Consider the following 15,896-nt stretch of genomic DNA (forward strand, 5'->3'; position numbering starts at 1 on the left):
AGTCGATGACGAGCCTTGTCGACAGGATCGACGCGCTGCTGCCGCAAACGCAGTGCACGCGCTGCGGATATCCGTCCTGTGGCGACTACGCGCGGGCCATCGCCGCGGGCGAGGCGGAGATCAACCAGTGCCCGCCCGGCGGCGAGGCCACGATCCGCCAGCTCGCCGCCCTGCTGGAGCGCCCCTACCACCCTCTGAATCCGGTGCACGGCGTGGAGCGGCCGCGCGCCGCCGCACTGATCGACGAGTCGCGCTGCATCGGCTGCACGTTGTGCATTCAGGCCTGCCCGGTCGACGCGATCGTCGGCGCGCGCAGCCGCATGCACACGGTGCTCACCGAATACTGCACCGGATGCGAGCTGTGCCTTCCACCGTGCCCGGTGGACTGCATCGAAATGGTGCCGCTCTCCGAACTGGTGTCCCGCGGCCACCGCGCGGCTGCCGGCCTGATGCAACAGAGCGTGGAGGAGATGGCCCGGATCGCCCGCGCTCGCCACGCGTGGCGTCGCTCGCGGCTGGAACGAGAACGGCAGGAACGCGAACTCCGGTTTGCCGCAGCAGCGGCCGGCAAGCGGCCCTCGGTCCGGGCCGAACCCGCAAGCGCCGGGCGCGAACGCAAGCAGCGCATGATCCAGGCGGCGCTGGAGCGGGCCCGGGCGCGCCGCGCAGCGCACGCCAGGCGGCGGGGCGAATGAACCCGCAGAAGCGCGCGGAAATCTTCCGCCGGTTGCAGGCCGCCAACCCGACGCCCACCACCGAGCTGGAATACCGGACGCCCTTCGAACTGCTCGTCGCCGTGATGCTCTCGGCGCAGGCTACCGACAAGTCGGTCAACCTCGCCACGCGAAAGCTGTTTTCCGTCGCGAGTACGCCGGCAGCGATCCTGGCGCTGGGCGAGGAGGGTCTGGTGCCCTTCATCCGCAGCATCGGGCTGTACCGCACCAAGGCGAGGAACATTCTGGCGACCTGCCGCATCCTGCTCGACCGGCACCGCGGCGAAGTGCCGCGCGCGCGCGAAGCGCTGGAAGCGCTGCCCGGCGTGGGCCGCAAGACCGCTAACGTGATTCTGAACACCGCCTTCGGCGAGCCCACCATCGCGGTCGACACGCACATCTTCCGGGTGGCCAACCGTACCGGGATTGCGCCGGGAAAGAACGTCGCGCAGGTCGAACGCAGGCTGCTGCGAGTCGTGCCGAAGCCCTACCGCAAGGACGCCCATCACTGGCTGATCCTGCACGGCCGCTACGTGTGCAAGGCGCGCAAGCCGGAATGTCCCCGCTGCATCATCGTCGACTTGTGTGAATACAGAGACAAGGCTGCGGGCACCGGCATGAATGAAACAGCCGGCCGCAGAGCGGCACGGAACGCCCGCCTCGGAGGGACGCGCAAACGAACGATCGCCTAACAAGCCATTTCCTCGTCCTTCATACCTCCTCACATGTTTGCCCCCACGCGAGAACAGGCCCGGCAGTTCTTCTTCGAAACCTGGCGCCGCTATCGCGCCGGCCGGCCGCTCGAAGGATTGCAGCAGACCGCTCTGCCGCTGCTGCTGCTGCACCCGGAGTACCATCCGTTGCTGGATCGGCCGGAGCACTACCTCCACAAGAACTGGCTACCCGACGAGGGCGCTCTCAACCCGTTCCTGCACCTGAGCCTTCATCTCGCCGTCCAGGAACAGCTTGCAATCGATCAGCCGCGCGGCATTCGGGCTCTCTTCGACAAGCTCCGGGCAAGGCTGGGCGAAGAGCACGACGCGTTGCACGCGCTGGTCGAGTGCCTCGGGGAAACGATGTGGCAGGCGCAGCGCGCCACGGCACCACCCGACGAGCATCTCTACCTCGAGTGCGTCAGCCGCCGCCTCGCGGCCTGACGAGCCTCGGGACTGCGCAGACAAAAAAAGAGGAGCCGTCGGCTCCTCTTTCCCATCCCCGCCTGCGCCGGAAGCGCTAGTACCTCGTGTAGAGCTCGCTTTTCTGCTGGGCGAAGTACGCCGCCAGGTCCCGGATCTCCTGTTCGGACAGGCCGCCAACCATGGCACCCATGATCGGATTCTTGCGCGCGCCGGACTGGTAATCGCGCAGCGCCTTGGCCAGATAGTCCGCGTGTTGCCCGCCGAGCTTGGGCGTGTCCGGCGTGTTGGGCTTGTTGCCGTCCTCGCCGTGACAGGCCGCACAAACCTGTTGCACCTTGTCCCGCGCCGCCGCCGGATTGCCGCCGGCAAGGGAGGCGCCGGAGGCAAGAACGAACGCGCAGGCCGCCGCGCTCGCAAGCATTCTGTTCATCATGTTCGTCGTTCCCCGATGAGCGTGCATGGATTACTTGGCAGGCTGCGCATAGTAGGCCGCGAGGTCCGCCATGTCCTGCTCGGTCAGGCTTGCGGCGATGCCGACCATCGAGGGATGGCTGCGCTCGCCCGACTTGTAGGCCTTCAAGGCGCTGACGATGTAGGCGGCGCTCTGTCCGCCGATCTTGGGTACCGAGTACACCTCCGGATAGGCGGTCCGGAAACCCTTGATGCCGTGACAGCCGGCGCACATTGCGTTCTTCTGCTTCCCGGCTGCCGGGTCCCCCTGGGCCAGCAGCGGCGCAGAGGCGAGCACCGCGACCGCGGCCAGACCGGCGAGCGTCAGGCTGGAAGGTTTCATTGCTTGTTCTTTCTGAGGCTGGTTGAAAAACCGCGCAACTTTAGCGGAAGCCGCGCGCCGCGGCAACGTCGCCGCTGCCTCAACCTCCCGGCAGTTCCGCGCCCTCGGTCACTCGCAGCTCCTGCTCGTATACCCGATCGTGGGTGTCCTCGACCTGCACGCGCAGCCGTCCCTCTTCCCTCGGGAGGAAGTAAAAACGGAAGACGGGATTGTCCGAGAGGGAAAAATCGACCTGCGCACTCATCACCGGCATGCCGTTGTAGGTCACGTTCACCCCGCGAACGAACTGCGGCGTCTTGCCTGGATCGAAGTCGGCGGCGAGCGGCGATTCGTTGGGATGCCTGATCTGCACCTGGATCAGGTTGGGCCGGTTCAAGCGGAAGGTATCGTCCCCCCGGAACCGCATCTTCCCGAGCAGCGCGGCGGGGACGGCGTTCTTGCCCATGGGCGCCGAGCAACCACCCGCCGCCTTGACCCAGCGCTGCGCCATGTACAGGCGCCCGTCGTTCATCTCCGCCACGGCGCGCACGAAGCTGTAGTCTTCGAAGCGCAGCCGCGTCTCCACCTTCACGCGCCCGCTCTCCGGCGTGAAATGGAAAATCCCGGCCGTGGGCGACGGGTTGCGCTCCACGATCAGATAGACCGTCTTGATGTATTCCTGGGGCGCCTGATCGATCAGCGCGTTGACCATTACGGGCACGGTCGAGGCGTCGTCGGCACGGGTGTTCAGGTACACGGCGAGCACTGGTCGGTCGTCCGGATTGAGGGTGCGATCTCCGAACAGCAGCGTGCGGATCGTCGGCCAGTAAGGGCTCTTGTCCGGATCGGGCTCGGCCTTCTCGTTGGCAGACACCCCGGCCGAGGCCAGGGCGAGGACTGCGGCCAGGCAGCGTAGCGTGCTCCCCATACTGCGACCTCTCGATTCCTTTCCACCCATTGCGCGGCGAGTATAGCTCACTCCCACTCGAGCTCCGTGTAGGCCGTGGTGACGTTGCGCCGGTGATAGGTCTCGAAATTGACCCACTTGCCCCTTTCGGAGAGTCCCACTTCATCGAGAGCCTGCATCAACGTGCGGCCGCGTCTGATCGCCGCGCGCGTCTCCCCGAGAATCACGCCGAAGTAGTACTCCTGCGGGTCGAGCGCCGCCGGCCAGGAGGTGCGCGTGCGGCCGTGTCCCGGCACGACATGCGCGGCAACGACGGCGCGAAGCTCGCGCATGACCGCAAGGAATCCCGTGACGTTCGAATCCAGCACCGGCGTGTGATCGACGAACAGCAGATCGCCGAGCCACAGCGTCTTCGTGCTTCGATCGAAGACCGTGAGGTCGTTGTCGGTGTGCGCCGGCGCCCAGGCCCTGATCTCCACCGTGCGCCCGCCGAGGTCGAGCACGAGCGTCTGAGCGGTTCCCACGGTGCGCGTCGGCGCAACCGCCTCCGAACCGGTCGCGGCATCCCCGAGATCGCGCCTGAGCGCGTTGAGATCCGTGCGCGCCCGGGCGGCAAGCCGGCGCGGCAGGTTTTCGTGTCCGATCACTTCCGGCCGGTCCGCGCGAAACGCCGCCGCCCCGAAGTAGTGGTCGGGATGCGCGTGGGTGATGACCAGATGGCACACCGGCGTGCGCGTGACGCCTGCGATCGCCGCGCGCAGCCGCTCGCCCAGGGCGTGCGAGCCGCCCGAGTCGATCACCAGCACGCAGCGCTCGCCGACGATGAAGCCGATGTTGGCGTTGTCGCCAAGGTTGGCGGCCGAACGTTCCTCGTGCGAGCCGTAGTGGACGAAGTTTCCCGGTGCGATCTCGCTCAGCGCCAGGGGTTCCTGGGCGCGGGTCGACGCCGCGAATGCGGCGAGCCACAACGCGGCGGCCAGAGAATGTCTCACGGTTTCGCGATCCAGGGGCGGGGGCGATCGATGGTAGCAGACCGGCCAGACGGTTGCGAAGGCGGACACGCTCGGGTAGCGTTCGCCGTTGCGCGGCCTTACCGATCGTCGATGTCCGGCTCGATGCGCTTTCGCGCCTTGCTGTTCGTCTTGCCCTTTGCCTTAGCGTCACGCGCCGCCGGCGCGCTCGAAGCGCTGCAAGTCGCACCGGGGGTCTACGCGGTGGCCGGGGCGAGCGGCACTCCCGAGCCGCACAATCGCGGCGACGTGGCCAACGCCGGATTCATCGTCGGAGCCACCGGCGTGGTCGTGATCGACACCGGGACTTCGATGCGGTTCGGGCGCGATCTCCTGCGCGCCATTCGCGCCGTGACCGATCGTCCGGTCGCGCTCGTGATCCTGACGCACGCCGATCAGGAGTTCGTGTTCGGCGCCGGCGCTTTCGCGGACGCGGGCGCCGAGATCTCCGCACACCGCGAAACCATCGCGCTGATGAGCGCGCGCTGCGGGCACTGCCTGGACCGGCTCAGGCCGATTCTCGGGCACGACCTGGACGAGACGCGGCTGGTGTTGCCGACGCGGGCCTTCGAGACGTCGCTTCGGCTGCCAGCCGGCGGCACGCTCATCGATGTCCTGCACTTCGGATGGGCCTCCACGCCCGGAGACGTCGTGGTGTTTCATCCGCCCAGCGGCGTTGCGTTCGCCGGCGGGATGGTGGTGTCCGGCCACATCCCCCGGATTCGCGACTGCGACTTCCGCGGCTGGCAGAGCGCGTTGGCGCGACTGCGGGCCCTGCCGATCCGCCGCATCGTTCCGGGCTTCGGCCCGGTCGGCGGACCCGAGGCGATCGATGCCACAGCCGGCTATCTGCGAGCACTGGACGATCGCGTCCAGGCCCTGTATCGCGCCGGCGTCAGCCTGCTCGACGCGCCCGCGCAGTCCGATCTGGCTGAATATCGGGGCTGGGCCGCCTATGAGGCGCACCATCGCCAGAACGCCCTGCACCGCTACCTGCAACTGGAAATCGAGGATCTGGGCGGCGATCCGCGTTCCACGGCGCTGCCCGGGCGCTGACATCCGCAACGGCGGCCCGTGCGTACAAGGGCCCTATAATCTCCAACCCCCAGAAGAAAGCGCCAACGATGGGCCACCGCCTCACCCGCATCTACACACGCACCGGAGATGCCGGCACGACAGGACTGGGAGACGGTTCGCGCGTGGCCAAGGACAGCGCCCGCATCGAGGCCATCGGCGCGGTCGACGAGCTGAACAGCCACATCGGCGTGCTGCGGGCCGAAGCCCTGCCCGACGCAGTCGACCAGTGCCTGCTGCGCATCCAGCACGAGCTGTTCGATCTGGGCGGGGAACTCAGCATCCCGGGCCACGCGGCGATCAGCGAGGCGCATATCGCACGCCTGGAGGCGTTGCTCGACGGCTTCAACGCCGAACTCCCGCCGCTCAAGGAATTCATTCTGCCGGGCGGCAGCCGCGCCACGGCGCTGTGCCATGTGGCGCGCAGCGTCTGCCGGCGCGCCGAGCGCCGCGTCGTGAGCCTGGCAGCGGCCGAACAGGTTTCGCCGCTCGCCCAGCGCTATCTGAACCGGCTCTCCGACCTGCTGTTCGTGCTGTGCCGGGTCATCAACCGCGCTCAAGGCGGCGTCGACCTCTACTGGCGCAGACAGCCCGGCGGGAACTGATCTTGCCGATGGACGCGGATGCGCTCTCCCGGCTGCTCGCGCGCTGCGCGCTCAGGGACCAGCGCGCCTTCGGGGAGCTGTACCGGCTGACCGCGCCAAAACTGTTCGCGGTGGCCCTGCGTATAACCAGACGGAAGGCCTGGGCCGAAGAGATCCTGCAGGAAAGTTTCGTGAACATCTGGCACCACGCGCAGGGCTACGACGCCGCCAAGAGCGCGCCGATGACCTGGATGACGGCGGTCGTGCGCAACCGCGCGCTGGACTGGCTGCGCCGGCCGCGCGAGTCCGAGCTGGGCGAGGTGCACGAGGACTTCCTGAACTCGGTCGCCGACGAGACGCCCGGGCCCGACGAATTGCTGCGCCAGTCGGCCGACGCTGCCCGGCTCGCGGATTGCATGCGTCAGCTCAGCGAAGAGCAGCAGCGCACGATCACGCTCGCCTTCTACTACGGACTGTCGCACGGCGAGCTGGCGCGCAAGCTCGAGCGCCCGCTGGGCACCGTCAAGACCTGGATTCGGCGCGGCCTGGAACGGCTTCGCGGCTGCCTGGACAACACCGGATGAGGCTCGACAACGACAGACTGCGCCAGGCTCTGGCGGCTGAATACGTGCTGGGCACGTTGCCGCCGCGCGCACGCCGTCGCTTCCAATGGCACCTGCGGCGCGATCCGGGGTTGCGGCGCCTGGTCGGGCAGTGGGAACGGCGCCTGACGCCGCTGGCCGACGGGCTGCCGCCGCTCGCGCCGCCGCGCCGCGTGTGGAGTGCGATCGAGCAGCGTCTGTTCGGCGCGCCGCGCGCGCGTGTCTGGCGCAGCGTGGCCTTCTGGCGCCTGGCTGCGGCTGCGGCGGGCGTGGCCGCGATCGCCCTCGCCGTTTGGCTCGCCCCGCCCGAGGACATCGCGCCCCCGGAGCGCATGGTCACGGTCATGACCGACATTCAGACCCAGAGCCCGGCCATGACCGTGTCCTGGGATGCGGGTCGTCCCGGACAGCGGCTGCTGCGCATCCGGGTGATCGGGCATGCGGAGATGGCACCGGACACCGCCTGGGAGCTGTGGATGCTGCCGGGTGGAGACAAGCCACCGGTGTCGCTCGGGCTCGTCTCCACGCACGAGACCCAGACGCTGACCGTACCGCGGGAACTGGCCGCGCGCCTGGACCAGGCTTGGGGACTGGCGATGAGCGTGGAACCGCGCGGCGGTTCACCCACCGGGCTGCCCACCGGTCCGGTGCTCTACAAGGGCCAGTGCGTGCGCATCTGAACAGTCGCGCGCCGTCCAGGGCGCGCGGATTCACCGCTGCGCACCCTCCAGCATCCGGCAAAGTTCCTCGACCCCGTCGAGAATCCGCGGCGTGGCCCGAACGATGCGCTCGGGGGCCAAGGTGAGAATGGCGCCGCGCTGCACCGCCTTGAGCTGTGGGAAAGTCGCCCAGAAGGCACGGGCCTCGACCACAGGCTCGCCCAGGGTGGAGACGATCGCGTCCGGATCGAGCCTGAACAGCCACTCCACCGGGATCGGTGCGGCATCCACCGGCAGTCCGGCGATCGCGTTGCGCGCACCGCACACGCGCAAGGCGTCCGAGATCAGGTGCCGCTCGTCGACCGTGAACAACGGCCGGCGCCAGATCTCGATGAACACCTGCCGGGGCCGGGCAGCGGCATAGCGTTGTTCCAGCAGCGCTCGCCGCTGCTCGAAGGCAGCGGCCGCGCGGCGCGCGGGCTCGAGCGTGGCGGCAAGCGCGCCAATGGCCAGCAGGTGGCGCGCGATGTCGCGCAGCCGGCGCGGTTCGGCCACGAAGACCGCATGCCCCGCGGCGGCCAGGTGCTCGAGATCGGCCGCGCGGTTGCCGCTTCCCCAGCCCAGAATCAGGTCCGGACGCAGCGCCGTGATGCGCTCGAAGTCCAGCCCGGTCGCATCTCCCACCGACGGCAGGCGCGCAGCCGCCGGGGGGAAGTCGCTGCCGCGCACCGTGCCGACGAGCTTGTGGCCGGCGCCGGCCTCGAAGGCCAGCTCGGCCAGATGCGGAGAAATCGCCACGATGCGCTGGGCAGGCCGCGGCAGGACGACGTGCGTGCCGCGGTCGTCGAGCTGCGCGACCCCCGCTGCGTGACTGGACCCGATCGCGCACGCCAGGACTGCGGCCAGTAGCGCGCCGTGGCGCGACGGGCTCATGGCCGCACCACCGGGACGAAAGGTCAGTTGGAAAAGTTCGGGCGGGCGCCCGCCACCGAGCCTCGTGCCCAGTCTCAGCGGGCCATGTAGGACAGCAGGTTCGAGCTGGTCTTGCGCAGGCGCTGCGAGAGCACGGTGACCAGCTTGATCAGGATCTTGGCGCCCAGGCTGGGCTCTTCCAGGATGATCTGCACCATGCTGTCTCGCGAGATCACGGCAAAGACGGTGGGCTCGGTCGCCACACAGGTCGCGAACCGCGGCTCGCCGTCGATCATCGACATCTCGCCGATGAGCGCCCCGGCCCCGACTGTGGTCATGGGCTGCGGCTTGCCGTGGGAATCCGCCTTCACGATGTCCACCCGGCCCTGAACGATGAGCAGCATGTAGTCGTCGACATCGCCTTCGCGGATGATGGTCTGCCCCGGTTCGGCCCGATAAACGTGCATGAATGCGCTCAGCCGCTCGACGTCCTCGCGCGTGAAGTCGGCAAAGAATTTGGAGTGTCCGATCATTTCGTAGATCTGCTGGGCGAGCGAGGTGCCCTCGCCCAGATGCTTGAAAGTCGGCAAGAGTGCGTTCTGGGGAGGCTGGACCGGGTTTTCCACCATCGTGTTCAAGACATTTTCCTCCACGCGGCGGGGTTGCAGCCGTATGCGCGTGGAATTATGCGTGAGCGGACCCGAGCGGTAAAGCCGAGGGCTCGGCGCATTGCTCGGCTGCGCCCGCGTGGCGCCTGGCGGCCGCCGCGCGCTTGAGGTAGGCCTCGCGCGCGATCGCCACGTCCTCCAGGAAAAAGCCCAGCTCTTCGAGGCGCAGCGCCTGCGGGCCATCCACCAGCGCCTTGGCAGGATTCGGGTGAAAATCCACGAGCACCATGTTCGCGCCCGCAGCCACGCCCTGGGCGGTGACATGGAAGATGTCCATGAGTCCGTCGGGCGAGGCGCCGCGCGAGCCGACCGAATGACTCGGATCGATGCACACCGGCATGCGCGTGAGCCGCTTGACTACCGGCACGTGCGCGAAATCGACGAAATTGCGGTGCGGATCGCCCAGATTGGTCTTCATTCCGCGCAGGCCGAACACCACCCGCCGGTTGCCTTCGCTCGCCAGGTATTCGGCGGCATTCAGCGACTCGTCCAGGGTGATGCCGAATCCGCGCTTGATCAGGACGGGGAAATCGCGCTGGCGGCCGACTGCCTTGAGCAGCTCGAAGTTCTGCGTGTTGCGCGTGCCGATCTGCAGCATGACCCCGGTGGGGTCTCCGGTCGAGCGCAGCGCCTCGCGGATCTCGTCGACGTGCGCTTCGTGGGTGATTTCCATCGCGATCACGCGGATGCCGTACTTGCCGGCCAGCTCGAATACCCAGGGCAGGCAACGCTTGCCGTGCCCCTGGAAGGAATACGGGCTGGTGCGGGGCTTGTAGGCGCCCATGCGCGTGCACTGCTGACCATTGGCCTGGAGCGCGCGCATCATCATCTCGACGTGCTCGGGGCTGTCGACCGCGCACAGCCCGGCGAACACGTGCAGGGTGTCCTGTCCGAAGCGCAACCCCTGGTAATCGAAGTGCGCGGGCCGGGTGTCGCCTTTGTGCCGGCCCAGCACCCGGTATTCCTCCGAGACCCGGATCACCTGCTCCACGCAGGGCAGCGAGCGCATGTCCTCGATCGACAGCGCCTTGGTGTCACCGATCAGATAGACCTCGGTGACCGAGCGCTCGGTACCCTGCACCCGGTGCACCCGTGTGGTGATGTCCGGCAGGGCGGCCAGTGCCTCCATCAGCTGCCGGTACTCGGCGCTGGCGGGATCGGTGTTCTCGTTCAGGATCAGGATCATGGGACGATCGGAAGTCGGCGGGCAAGCGGGGTGAGGCGTGCAGGCGCACTGGCGAAGCCGGGCGCGTGCCAAGCCTGCGCCGTTGCCGCCCGCCCGAGGCCTTGCGCGCGATTCACACGGTACCACCCACCGTCAGGCCATCGATGCGCAGCGTGGGCTGGCCAACCCCGACCGGCACGCTCTGGCCATCCTTGCCGCAAGTGCCGATGCCCGGGTCGAGCGACAAATCGTTGCCGATCATCGACACGCGGGTCAGCACGTCGGGACCGTTGCCGATCAGCGTGGCGCCTTTCACCGGCCAGGTCAGCTTGCCATCCTCGATCAGATACGCCTCGGCGGCCGAGAATACGAACTTTCCGCTCACGATATCCACCTGCCCGCCGCCGAAGTTCACTGCGTACAAGCCCTTGCGCACCGAGCGCACAATTTCTTCCGGATCCCTGTCGCCGTTCAGCATATAGGTATTGGTCATGCGCGGCATGGGTACGTGGGCATACGATTCGCGGCGCCCGTTACCGGTGGGCGCGACATGCATCAGGCGGGCGTTGAGCGCGTCCTGCATGTAGCCGCGCAGCACCCCGTTTTCGATCAGCACCGTGCGCTGCGTGGGATGGCCCTCGTCGTCGACCGCCAGCGAGCCGCGCCTCCGCGGGATGGTTCCGTCATCCACCACGGTGACGCCGGGCGCGGCCACCCGCTCGCCCAGGCGGCCGCTGAAGGCGGAACTGCCCTTGCGATTGAAATCGCCCTCCAGCCCATGACCCACCGCCTCGTGCAGCAGGACTCCGGGCCAGCCGGGTCCCAGCACCACGGTCATGGTGCCAGCGGGTGCCGGACGTGCATCGAGGTTGGTCAGCGCCTGGTCCACCGCCTTGCGCGCATACTCCTGCAGCCGCTCCTCGGTGAAATACGAATAGTCGAAGCGTCCGCCGCCGCCCGCGCTGCCCTGCTCGCGGCGGCCGTTGGCCTCGGCGATGACCTGCAACGACAGGCGCACCAAGGGGCGGATGTCCGCCGCCTGCAGGCCGTCGCTGCGCGCGATCAGGACCACTTCGAACTGGCCTGAAAGACTGGCGATGACCTGTTTCACGCGCGCATCGCGCTCACGGGCGAGCCGCTCGACGCGCTCGAGCAGCCGCACCTTTTCCGCCGCTTCGAGGCTCTCGAGCGGATCCTCGGTCGCGTAGAGCGCGCGCCCACGCGAACGCCGGGTCAGCGCCGCTTGCTGGGCCGCACCCCGGCGCGCGATGGCGCGCGCTGCGCGCGCCGCCGACTCGAGCGCTGCCAGGCTGATGTCGTCCGAGTAGGCGAACGCGGTCTTATCCCCGCTCACCGCGCGCACCCCCACCCCCTGGTCCACGTTGAAGCTGCCGGATTTGACGATGCCCTCTTCCAGGCTCCAGCTTTCGGTACGGCTGTACTGGAAATACAGGTCGGCGAAGTCGACCTCGTGCGACATGAGGAGGCCGAACACGCGCGAGAGCTTGGCGGCGTCGAGATCGAACGGCGCCAACAGCACGCCGCTCGCGGTGGCGAAGAGCTTCTCCTCGCTGGGAACGGTCAATTCGTCAGAGCGCATGATGAAAAAACAGTCTGTGGATCCGGCATGCCGACGCTGCGCCCGGACCGCAGGCCGCCGCTCATTGGCGCGCCCGATCGAATCCGGAGCGTGCGGCGGCTCTCATCGATCGGTCGCAGGAACCGCCCCCGGTTCGATTCTATCGCGGCCATCAACGGCGCGGGGTGCCGTTGGCGCCTTTCGCGATCACGCGCTCGACGTCGGGCGCCGCCCAGGTGCCGGTGACGTGATACTCGGCTGCCGCGAGCTGCTCCACCGGGTCGCCCAGGGCCTTCTGCGCAAGCAGCGTGGCGATGCCCACGGCCGGGTTCACCATCGCCCCCGCGATCGCGACGCCGGTCGAAAGCTGCGGCAGTACGCGCAGCCGTAGATCCTGCGTCTCGGCGGCAAGGTCCACCGCACCGCGCATCGCCACGCGCGCCGCCGGTCCCTCCATGCGGAAGTTCTCGGTCCGAGCCACGCCGCGCGTGAGCACCACGTCGGCACTGATCCGGTCGAAGCTGAAGCCCGCGCTGAACACGTCCCGGAAATCCAGCGAGAGCCGGCGTGGCAGCGTCTGCAGACTCAAGAGGCCAAGCAGCTTCCCCATGCCGGGGTCCAGTCTGGCGAAGCGCCCCTTGGCCGCCTCCAGCCTGAGCTGCCCGTCCAGGCTGGGCAGGTCCAGCCGGTGGGGTGCGCCGGCCCATGAGACCCGTCCGCTCAGCGCGCCATTGCCGCCGCGGATGCTTTCCGCATATCCGAGGCGCGTGAGCAGCCCGCCGACGTCTTGGGCTTCGATGCGCACATCGAGCGTTGTTTCGGGCATTGCACCCAGGCTCCATCTGCCGCTCGCCGAGAGCCTGCCGTCCGGATTGGAGACCTCCAAACGCTGCAGCTGCCAGGCATCGCCTTGCGCGAGCGCCAGCAGTTCCAGCCGGCCGAGCGGCTTGCCTTCGAACGTGAAGCTGTCCGCCACGATATCCAGTCCCGGCAGACTGCGTGGCGGCGAGTCGTCGACAGCGGACGGCTGCAGTGCTGTGGTGCCCTCCGGGACTCGCAGCGCGGCAAAACGCCCCGTGATGCGGCTCTCGCTGCTGCTTTCCCAGGCCAGCGTCCCGGAGACATCCGGACCTTCCACCGCAAAGCGCCAGCCGCGCGCGTCGCGCTCGCCCTGCAGTCGCCGCGCGGCGAAACGGCGGCCAGCCACGCTCAGTGCACCAACCGACAGATCGACCGCGGAGAGCCCCGGCCCCTGTGAGGGCGCCGGGGCTCCGGCCCACTGGCGCCAAGCGTCGATGTTCACTTCGTCGAGGCGGCCGGTCAGCGTCAGGCCGGACCGGCGCGGAATCCCCGCCTGACCTCCGAAGCGAACCTCACCGGCGCGCAAGGCGCCGCCGTCGAACAGGAGCTGCGCCGTGGCGATCTGACCAAGGGAGGCAAACAGTTGTTGACCACCACCGGAACCTTCCTTGAGTTCGACCGCGAACGGCAGCGACGCCGCGGCGGGCTTGGCAAACGGCGCAGGCAGCCGCAGCGCCATTCCCGCCAGCGTCGAGCTCGCCCGCAACAGCGCGACCCGGTCGCGCAGGGTCAGCGTGGCCTTCCACTCGGCTGCGCCGTCCAGCGCGCCGGTCAGGGGGCCGGGATGCGCGCGCTGCAGTCCCCGGGCATCGATCAGTCCGGCGGCCACCACGGTTGCCACACCGCCGCGCTGGGCGCTCAGATCGAAGTGCAGCGGCGCGCCGTAAATTCGCGCCCGGCCCTCGTGCACGCTGGCGCCTGCTTCCGTGAAGGTCACTGCCGCCGCCACGTCGGACAGCGCGGGGATGCGAGGGTCGACGATCACTTCCCGAGCATCGATTTCCAGCGTGCCGGAAACCTTCGCCTCGGCAATGCGGCGCAGCGGCAGTTCGAGCGACAGCCGGAGCTTTCCTTCGCCCTCGGCCGCGCGCATGTGCTCGGTGAAGCGGCCGGTGTATTCCGACACCGGGCTCTCGGCGATCAAGCGCAGGAATTCCCCAAGGGAGCCGTGCGCTTCGCCCTCCAGCAGCAAGCGTTCGTCGCGATCGCCCAGCATCGGGATGCGCGCGCGCACCCCGCTCGTTTGCAGCCCGAGCATGTGTCCGGCGCTGGACTGGATATCCATCTGCGCGCCGCGGAAGGCGACAACGCCGCTCGCGCCTTCGACCGCGGGCCAGCGCTCGTCGAAAGCCAGCGTGATGTCGCGCACCTTCGATACCACTTCGAACAGGCCGCTCTTGCCATCCGCAAACGGGAAGCGGTCCAGCGGGCCTTTCAAGCGCAATCGCACCTCGTCGGCGGTGCCGGTCACCAGCGCGCGCTGCAGCCAGCGCTGGGTGCCCGGCGCCCTGCGAGGGATGTAGCGCCAGACCGCGTTCGCATCGGCCCGCACCAAGCTGCCGGAAACATCGACGGTGCCCTTGGCGCCGGGTTCGCTCCAATAGGTTCCCGAGATGTTTCCGGCAGCGTGGTCGTTGACAAACGCGGCATTGCGCACGCTCACCACCACTTGCCCGTCGCGCAACGACCAGTCGACTTCGGCGTTGAGGTAATCGAGGGGAATCGGCTCTTCGAACACCCGCGGCAGCGCCAGGGTACCCGCATTTGCGCGCAGCGACGCCACTCCACCGCGCTCGTTGACGGCCAGGTGCGCCGCAAACCCCGACAGGCCGGGCAGCACGCCGTCGGCCCGCCATCGCAAGGCTTCCAGGTCGGCCTGGACCGCGTACGGGCGCGAGGCATCCCAGGCACCCTCCCAGGCGAGCTTGGCGCTGTTGATGCGCCCGGAGGGCGCAGTCGCTTGCAGACGCTCGCGGATTCGGGCATCGAGCGGGAGCCGTTCGGCAAGCGCCACCACCGGCGCAAGCTCCAGGCCCTGAAGATGCAGCTCGCTTTGCGTCCCGCGCCGGCGCAGCTCGATGCGCGCTGCCGGCAGGGTAATGTCGTCCTCGGTGGTGAAGGTGATCTGCTCGGCAGCGAGCCGCGTTTGCGCCGCGTCCTCCTGCCAGCTCAGGCGTGCCGCGAACCGGCGCAGCGCGAGCGGCGCCAGTTCGGGCGCCAGACGGGTGCGCACGTCGGCGAGCACGCTCTCGGCGGTCGCGGCGACGACCCGGCCGCTGTGCACGTCGAGCCACAACTGGATCGAACCCTGTCCCGACTCCAGGCGAAGTGGCGCCGGGAACCACTCCTGCAGCCGGGCCAGGTCCGCGCGTTCGACCGCCACGTACACTCGCCCGCGCCAGGCGCCGCGCTCGCCGGCCTCCCCGGCGAATTCGCCGCGCAAGGTCAGCGGGGCCGCCAGCTCGGGCGGCGGCACGCCGGTCATGCCGAAGCGATGCGCGGGGCCGTCGTTGTCCAGTCGCAGGGCGACGTCGCGAATCACGAGCGGGCCGGCGCTACGCAAGGCGTCGGTCCAAGTGACCCTTGCATGGCGAATGACCACCTGGCGCTGCGCCAGCAGCCAGTCGAGAAAACCCTTTTCCTGGCCGGCCGCCGGCTTGATCGCAGTACCACTGACCCAGATCCTCGCCTGCGCATCGCGCCGGACTTCGAGTGCGGCGCCCTCCAGCTCGATGGAATGAAAGCTCAGCTTGCCGAAAAACAGCGCGGTCCAGGACAGTACCGCTTCGAACCGCTGCAGCTCGAGCGCAAGCTGCCCGCCCGGCTCGCTCACGCGCAGACCGTGCAGTGTCAGCTCCGGGCGGTAGCCGCGCCAACTGCCCTCGAGCCGCGCGATCTCGACCGGCTGGCCGATTGCCTCGGAAACCGCACCGGCGATGGCGGGACGAAAGCCGTCCACGTTGGGCAGCAGCGCGTAGCGCAACGCGAGCACGCCCGCGACGAACAGCGCGCCGGCTACGAGCACCATGCCGGTCGCGAGCCGGTAGAACCACAGCGAGCCGTGCTTGACGAATACGAGACCGCGTTTGACGAACACTATTGCTGAATGGCTCCGCTGCGCGCGCCGGGAATGCCCTCGACGGTTCGAGTAAGATTACGCGCAGCGCGAAAGATTCCCCCGTTTCGCGGACGCACCGTCACTGCGGCTGCGCGCCGTGACTGCGCTGACAGGAACTTCCGCGGCGTGACGC

At 68.6% G+C, this 15,896-nt stretch carries 16 protein-coding genes; 7 read left to right on the forward strand and 9 right to left on the reverse strand.

Annotated features, from left to right (window positions below; translation table 11 throughout):
- Positions 1–5 precede the first annotated feature (5 nt).
- From rsxB to VNM24_16580, 3 genes are read left to right on the forward strand one after another with little or no spacing between them, the layout of a single operon-like run.
- Complete coding sequence (gene rsxB, locus VNM24_16570; GenBank protein HWQ40194.1) at positions 6–695, forward strand: electron transport complex subunit RsxB; 690 nt, start codon at positions 6–8, stop codon at positions 693–695.
- Positions 692–1,405, forward strand: a complete 714-nt coding sequence (nth, locus tag VNM24_16575) for an endonuclease III (protein HWQ40195.1) — start codon at positions 692–694, stop codon at positions 1,403–1,405. The genes rsxB and nth overlap by 4 nt, the downstream gene beginning before the upstream one ends.
- Before the next feature lie 33 nt (positions 1,406–1,438).
- The gene (locus VNM24_16580; protein ID HWQ40196.1) at positions 1,439–1,870 is read left to right on the forward strand and encodes a DUF1841 family protein; all 432 of its coding nucleotides are present in this window, start codon (positions 1,439–1,441) and stop codon (positions 1,868–1,870) included.
- Between the two features lie 76 nt (positions 1,871–1,946).
- Here the strand turns inward: VNM24_16580 and VNM24_16585 are convergent, their stop codons facing one another.
- From VNM24_16585 to VNM24_16600, 4 genes are all read right to left on the reverse strand, one after another.
- Positions 1,947–2,285 carry a cytochrome c gene (locus tag VNM24_16585; protein ID HWQ40197.1) on the reverse strand — a complete coding sequence of 113 codons (339 nt, stop codon included), beginning with the start codon at positions 2,283–2,285 and terminating at the stop codon, positions 1,947–1,949.
- Between the two features lie 30 nt (positions 2,286–2,315).
- Positions 2,316–2,645, reverse strand: a complete 330-nt coding sequence (locus VNM24_16590; protein HWQ40198.1) for a cytochrome c — start codon at positions 2,643–2,645, stop codon at positions 2,316–2,318.
- Positions 2,646–2,724: 79 nt separating this feature from the next.
- The gene (locus tag VNM24_16595) at positions 2,725–3,552 is read right to left on the reverse strand and encodes a quinoprotein dehydrogenase-associated SoxYZ-like carrier (GenBank protein ID HWQ40199.1); all 828 of its coding nucleotides are present in this window, start codon (positions 3,550–3,552) and stop codon (positions 2,725–2,727) included.
- 47 nt (positions 3,553–3,599) lie between these two features.
- Positions 3,600–4,523 carry a quinoprotein relay system zinc metallohydrolase 2 gene (locus tag VNM24_16600; protein HWQ40200.1) on the reverse strand — a complete coding sequence of 308 codons (924 nt, stop codon included), beginning with the start codon at positions 4,521–4,523 and terminating at the stop codon, positions 3,600–3,602.
- A gap of 111 nt (positions 4,524–4,634) precedes the next feature.
- Here VNM24_16600 and VNM24_16605 point away from each other — a divergent pair, with 111 nt between their 5' ends.
- The 4 genes from VNM24_16605 (at position 4,635) to VNM24_16620 (ending at position 7,481) form a co-directional block, all read left to right on the forward strand.
- Positions 4,635–5,597 (forward strand): MBL fold metallo-hydrolase, encoded by a 963-nt coding sequence (locus VNM24_16605; GenBank protein HWQ40201.1) that lies wholly within the window; start codon positions 4,635–4,637, stop codon positions 5,595–5,597.
- Between the two features lie 68 nt (positions 5,598–5,665).
- Entirely contained in the window at positions 5,666–6,220 is a 555-nt protein-coding gene (locus tag VNM24_16610; protein ID HWQ40202.1) for a cob(I)yrinic acid a,c-diamide adenosyltransferase, read from the forward strand.
- A gap of 8 nt (positions 6,221–6,228) precedes the next feature.
- Positions 6,229–6,783 (forward strand): sigma-70 family RNA polymerase sigma factor, encoded by a 555-nt coding sequence (locus tag VNM24_16615; protein HWQ40203.1) that lies wholly within the window; start codon positions 6,229–6,231, stop codon positions 6,781–6,783.
- Complete coding sequence (locus tag VNM24_16620) at positions 6,780–7,481, forward strand: anti-sigma factor (GenBank protein HWQ40204.1); 702 nt, start codon at positions 6,780–6,782, stop codon at positions 7,479–7,481. The genes VNM24_16615 and VNM24_16620 overlap by 4 nt, the downstream gene beginning before the upstream one ends.
- 30 nt (positions 7,482–7,511) lie before the next feature.
- Here the strand turns inward: VNM24_16620 and VNM24_16625 are convergent, their stop codons facing one another.
- The 5 genes from VNM24_16625 to VNM24_16645 form a co-directional block, all read right to left on the reverse strand.
- Positions 7,512–8,393: a helical backbone metal receptor gene (locus VNM24_16625; GenBank protein ID HWQ40205.1), complete on the reverse strand. Its 882-nt coding sequence runs from the start codon at positions 8,391–8,393 to the stop codon at positions 7,512–7,514.
- A gap of 74 nt (positions 8,394–8,467) precedes the next feature.
- Positions 8,468–9,001: a cyclic nucleotide-binding domain-containing protein gene (locus tag VNM24_16630; protein HWQ40206.1), complete on the reverse strand. Its 534-nt coding sequence runs from the start codon at positions 8,999–9,001 to the stop codon at positions 8,468–8,470.
- A gap of 55 nt (positions 9,002–9,056) precedes the next feature.
- Entirely contained in the window at positions 9,057–10,226 is a 1,170-nt protein-coding gene (locus tag VNM24_16635; GenBank protein HWQ40207.1) for a hypothetical protein, read from the reverse strand.
- Between the two features lie 112 nt (positions 10,227–10,338).
- A complete protein-coding gene (gene tldD / locus VNM24_16640; protein ID HWQ40208.1) occupies positions 10,339–11,805 on the reverse strand; it encodes a metalloprotease TldD in 1,467 nt (488 codons plus the stop codon).
- A gap of 151 nt (positions 11,806–11,956) precedes the next feature.
- Positions 11,957–15,742 (reverse strand): YhdP family protein, encoded by a 3,786-nt coding sequence (locus VNM24_16645; protein HWQ40209.1) that lies wholly within the window; start codon positions 15,740–15,742, stop codon positions 11,957–11,959.
- Positions 15,743–15,896 lie beyond the last annotated feature (154 nt).

The sequence above is a fragment of the Burkholderiales bacterium genome (genome assembly GCA_035560005.1).
GTDB lineage: Bacteria > Pseudomonadota > Gammaproteobacteria > Burkholderiales > Eutrophovitaceae > DASRFY01.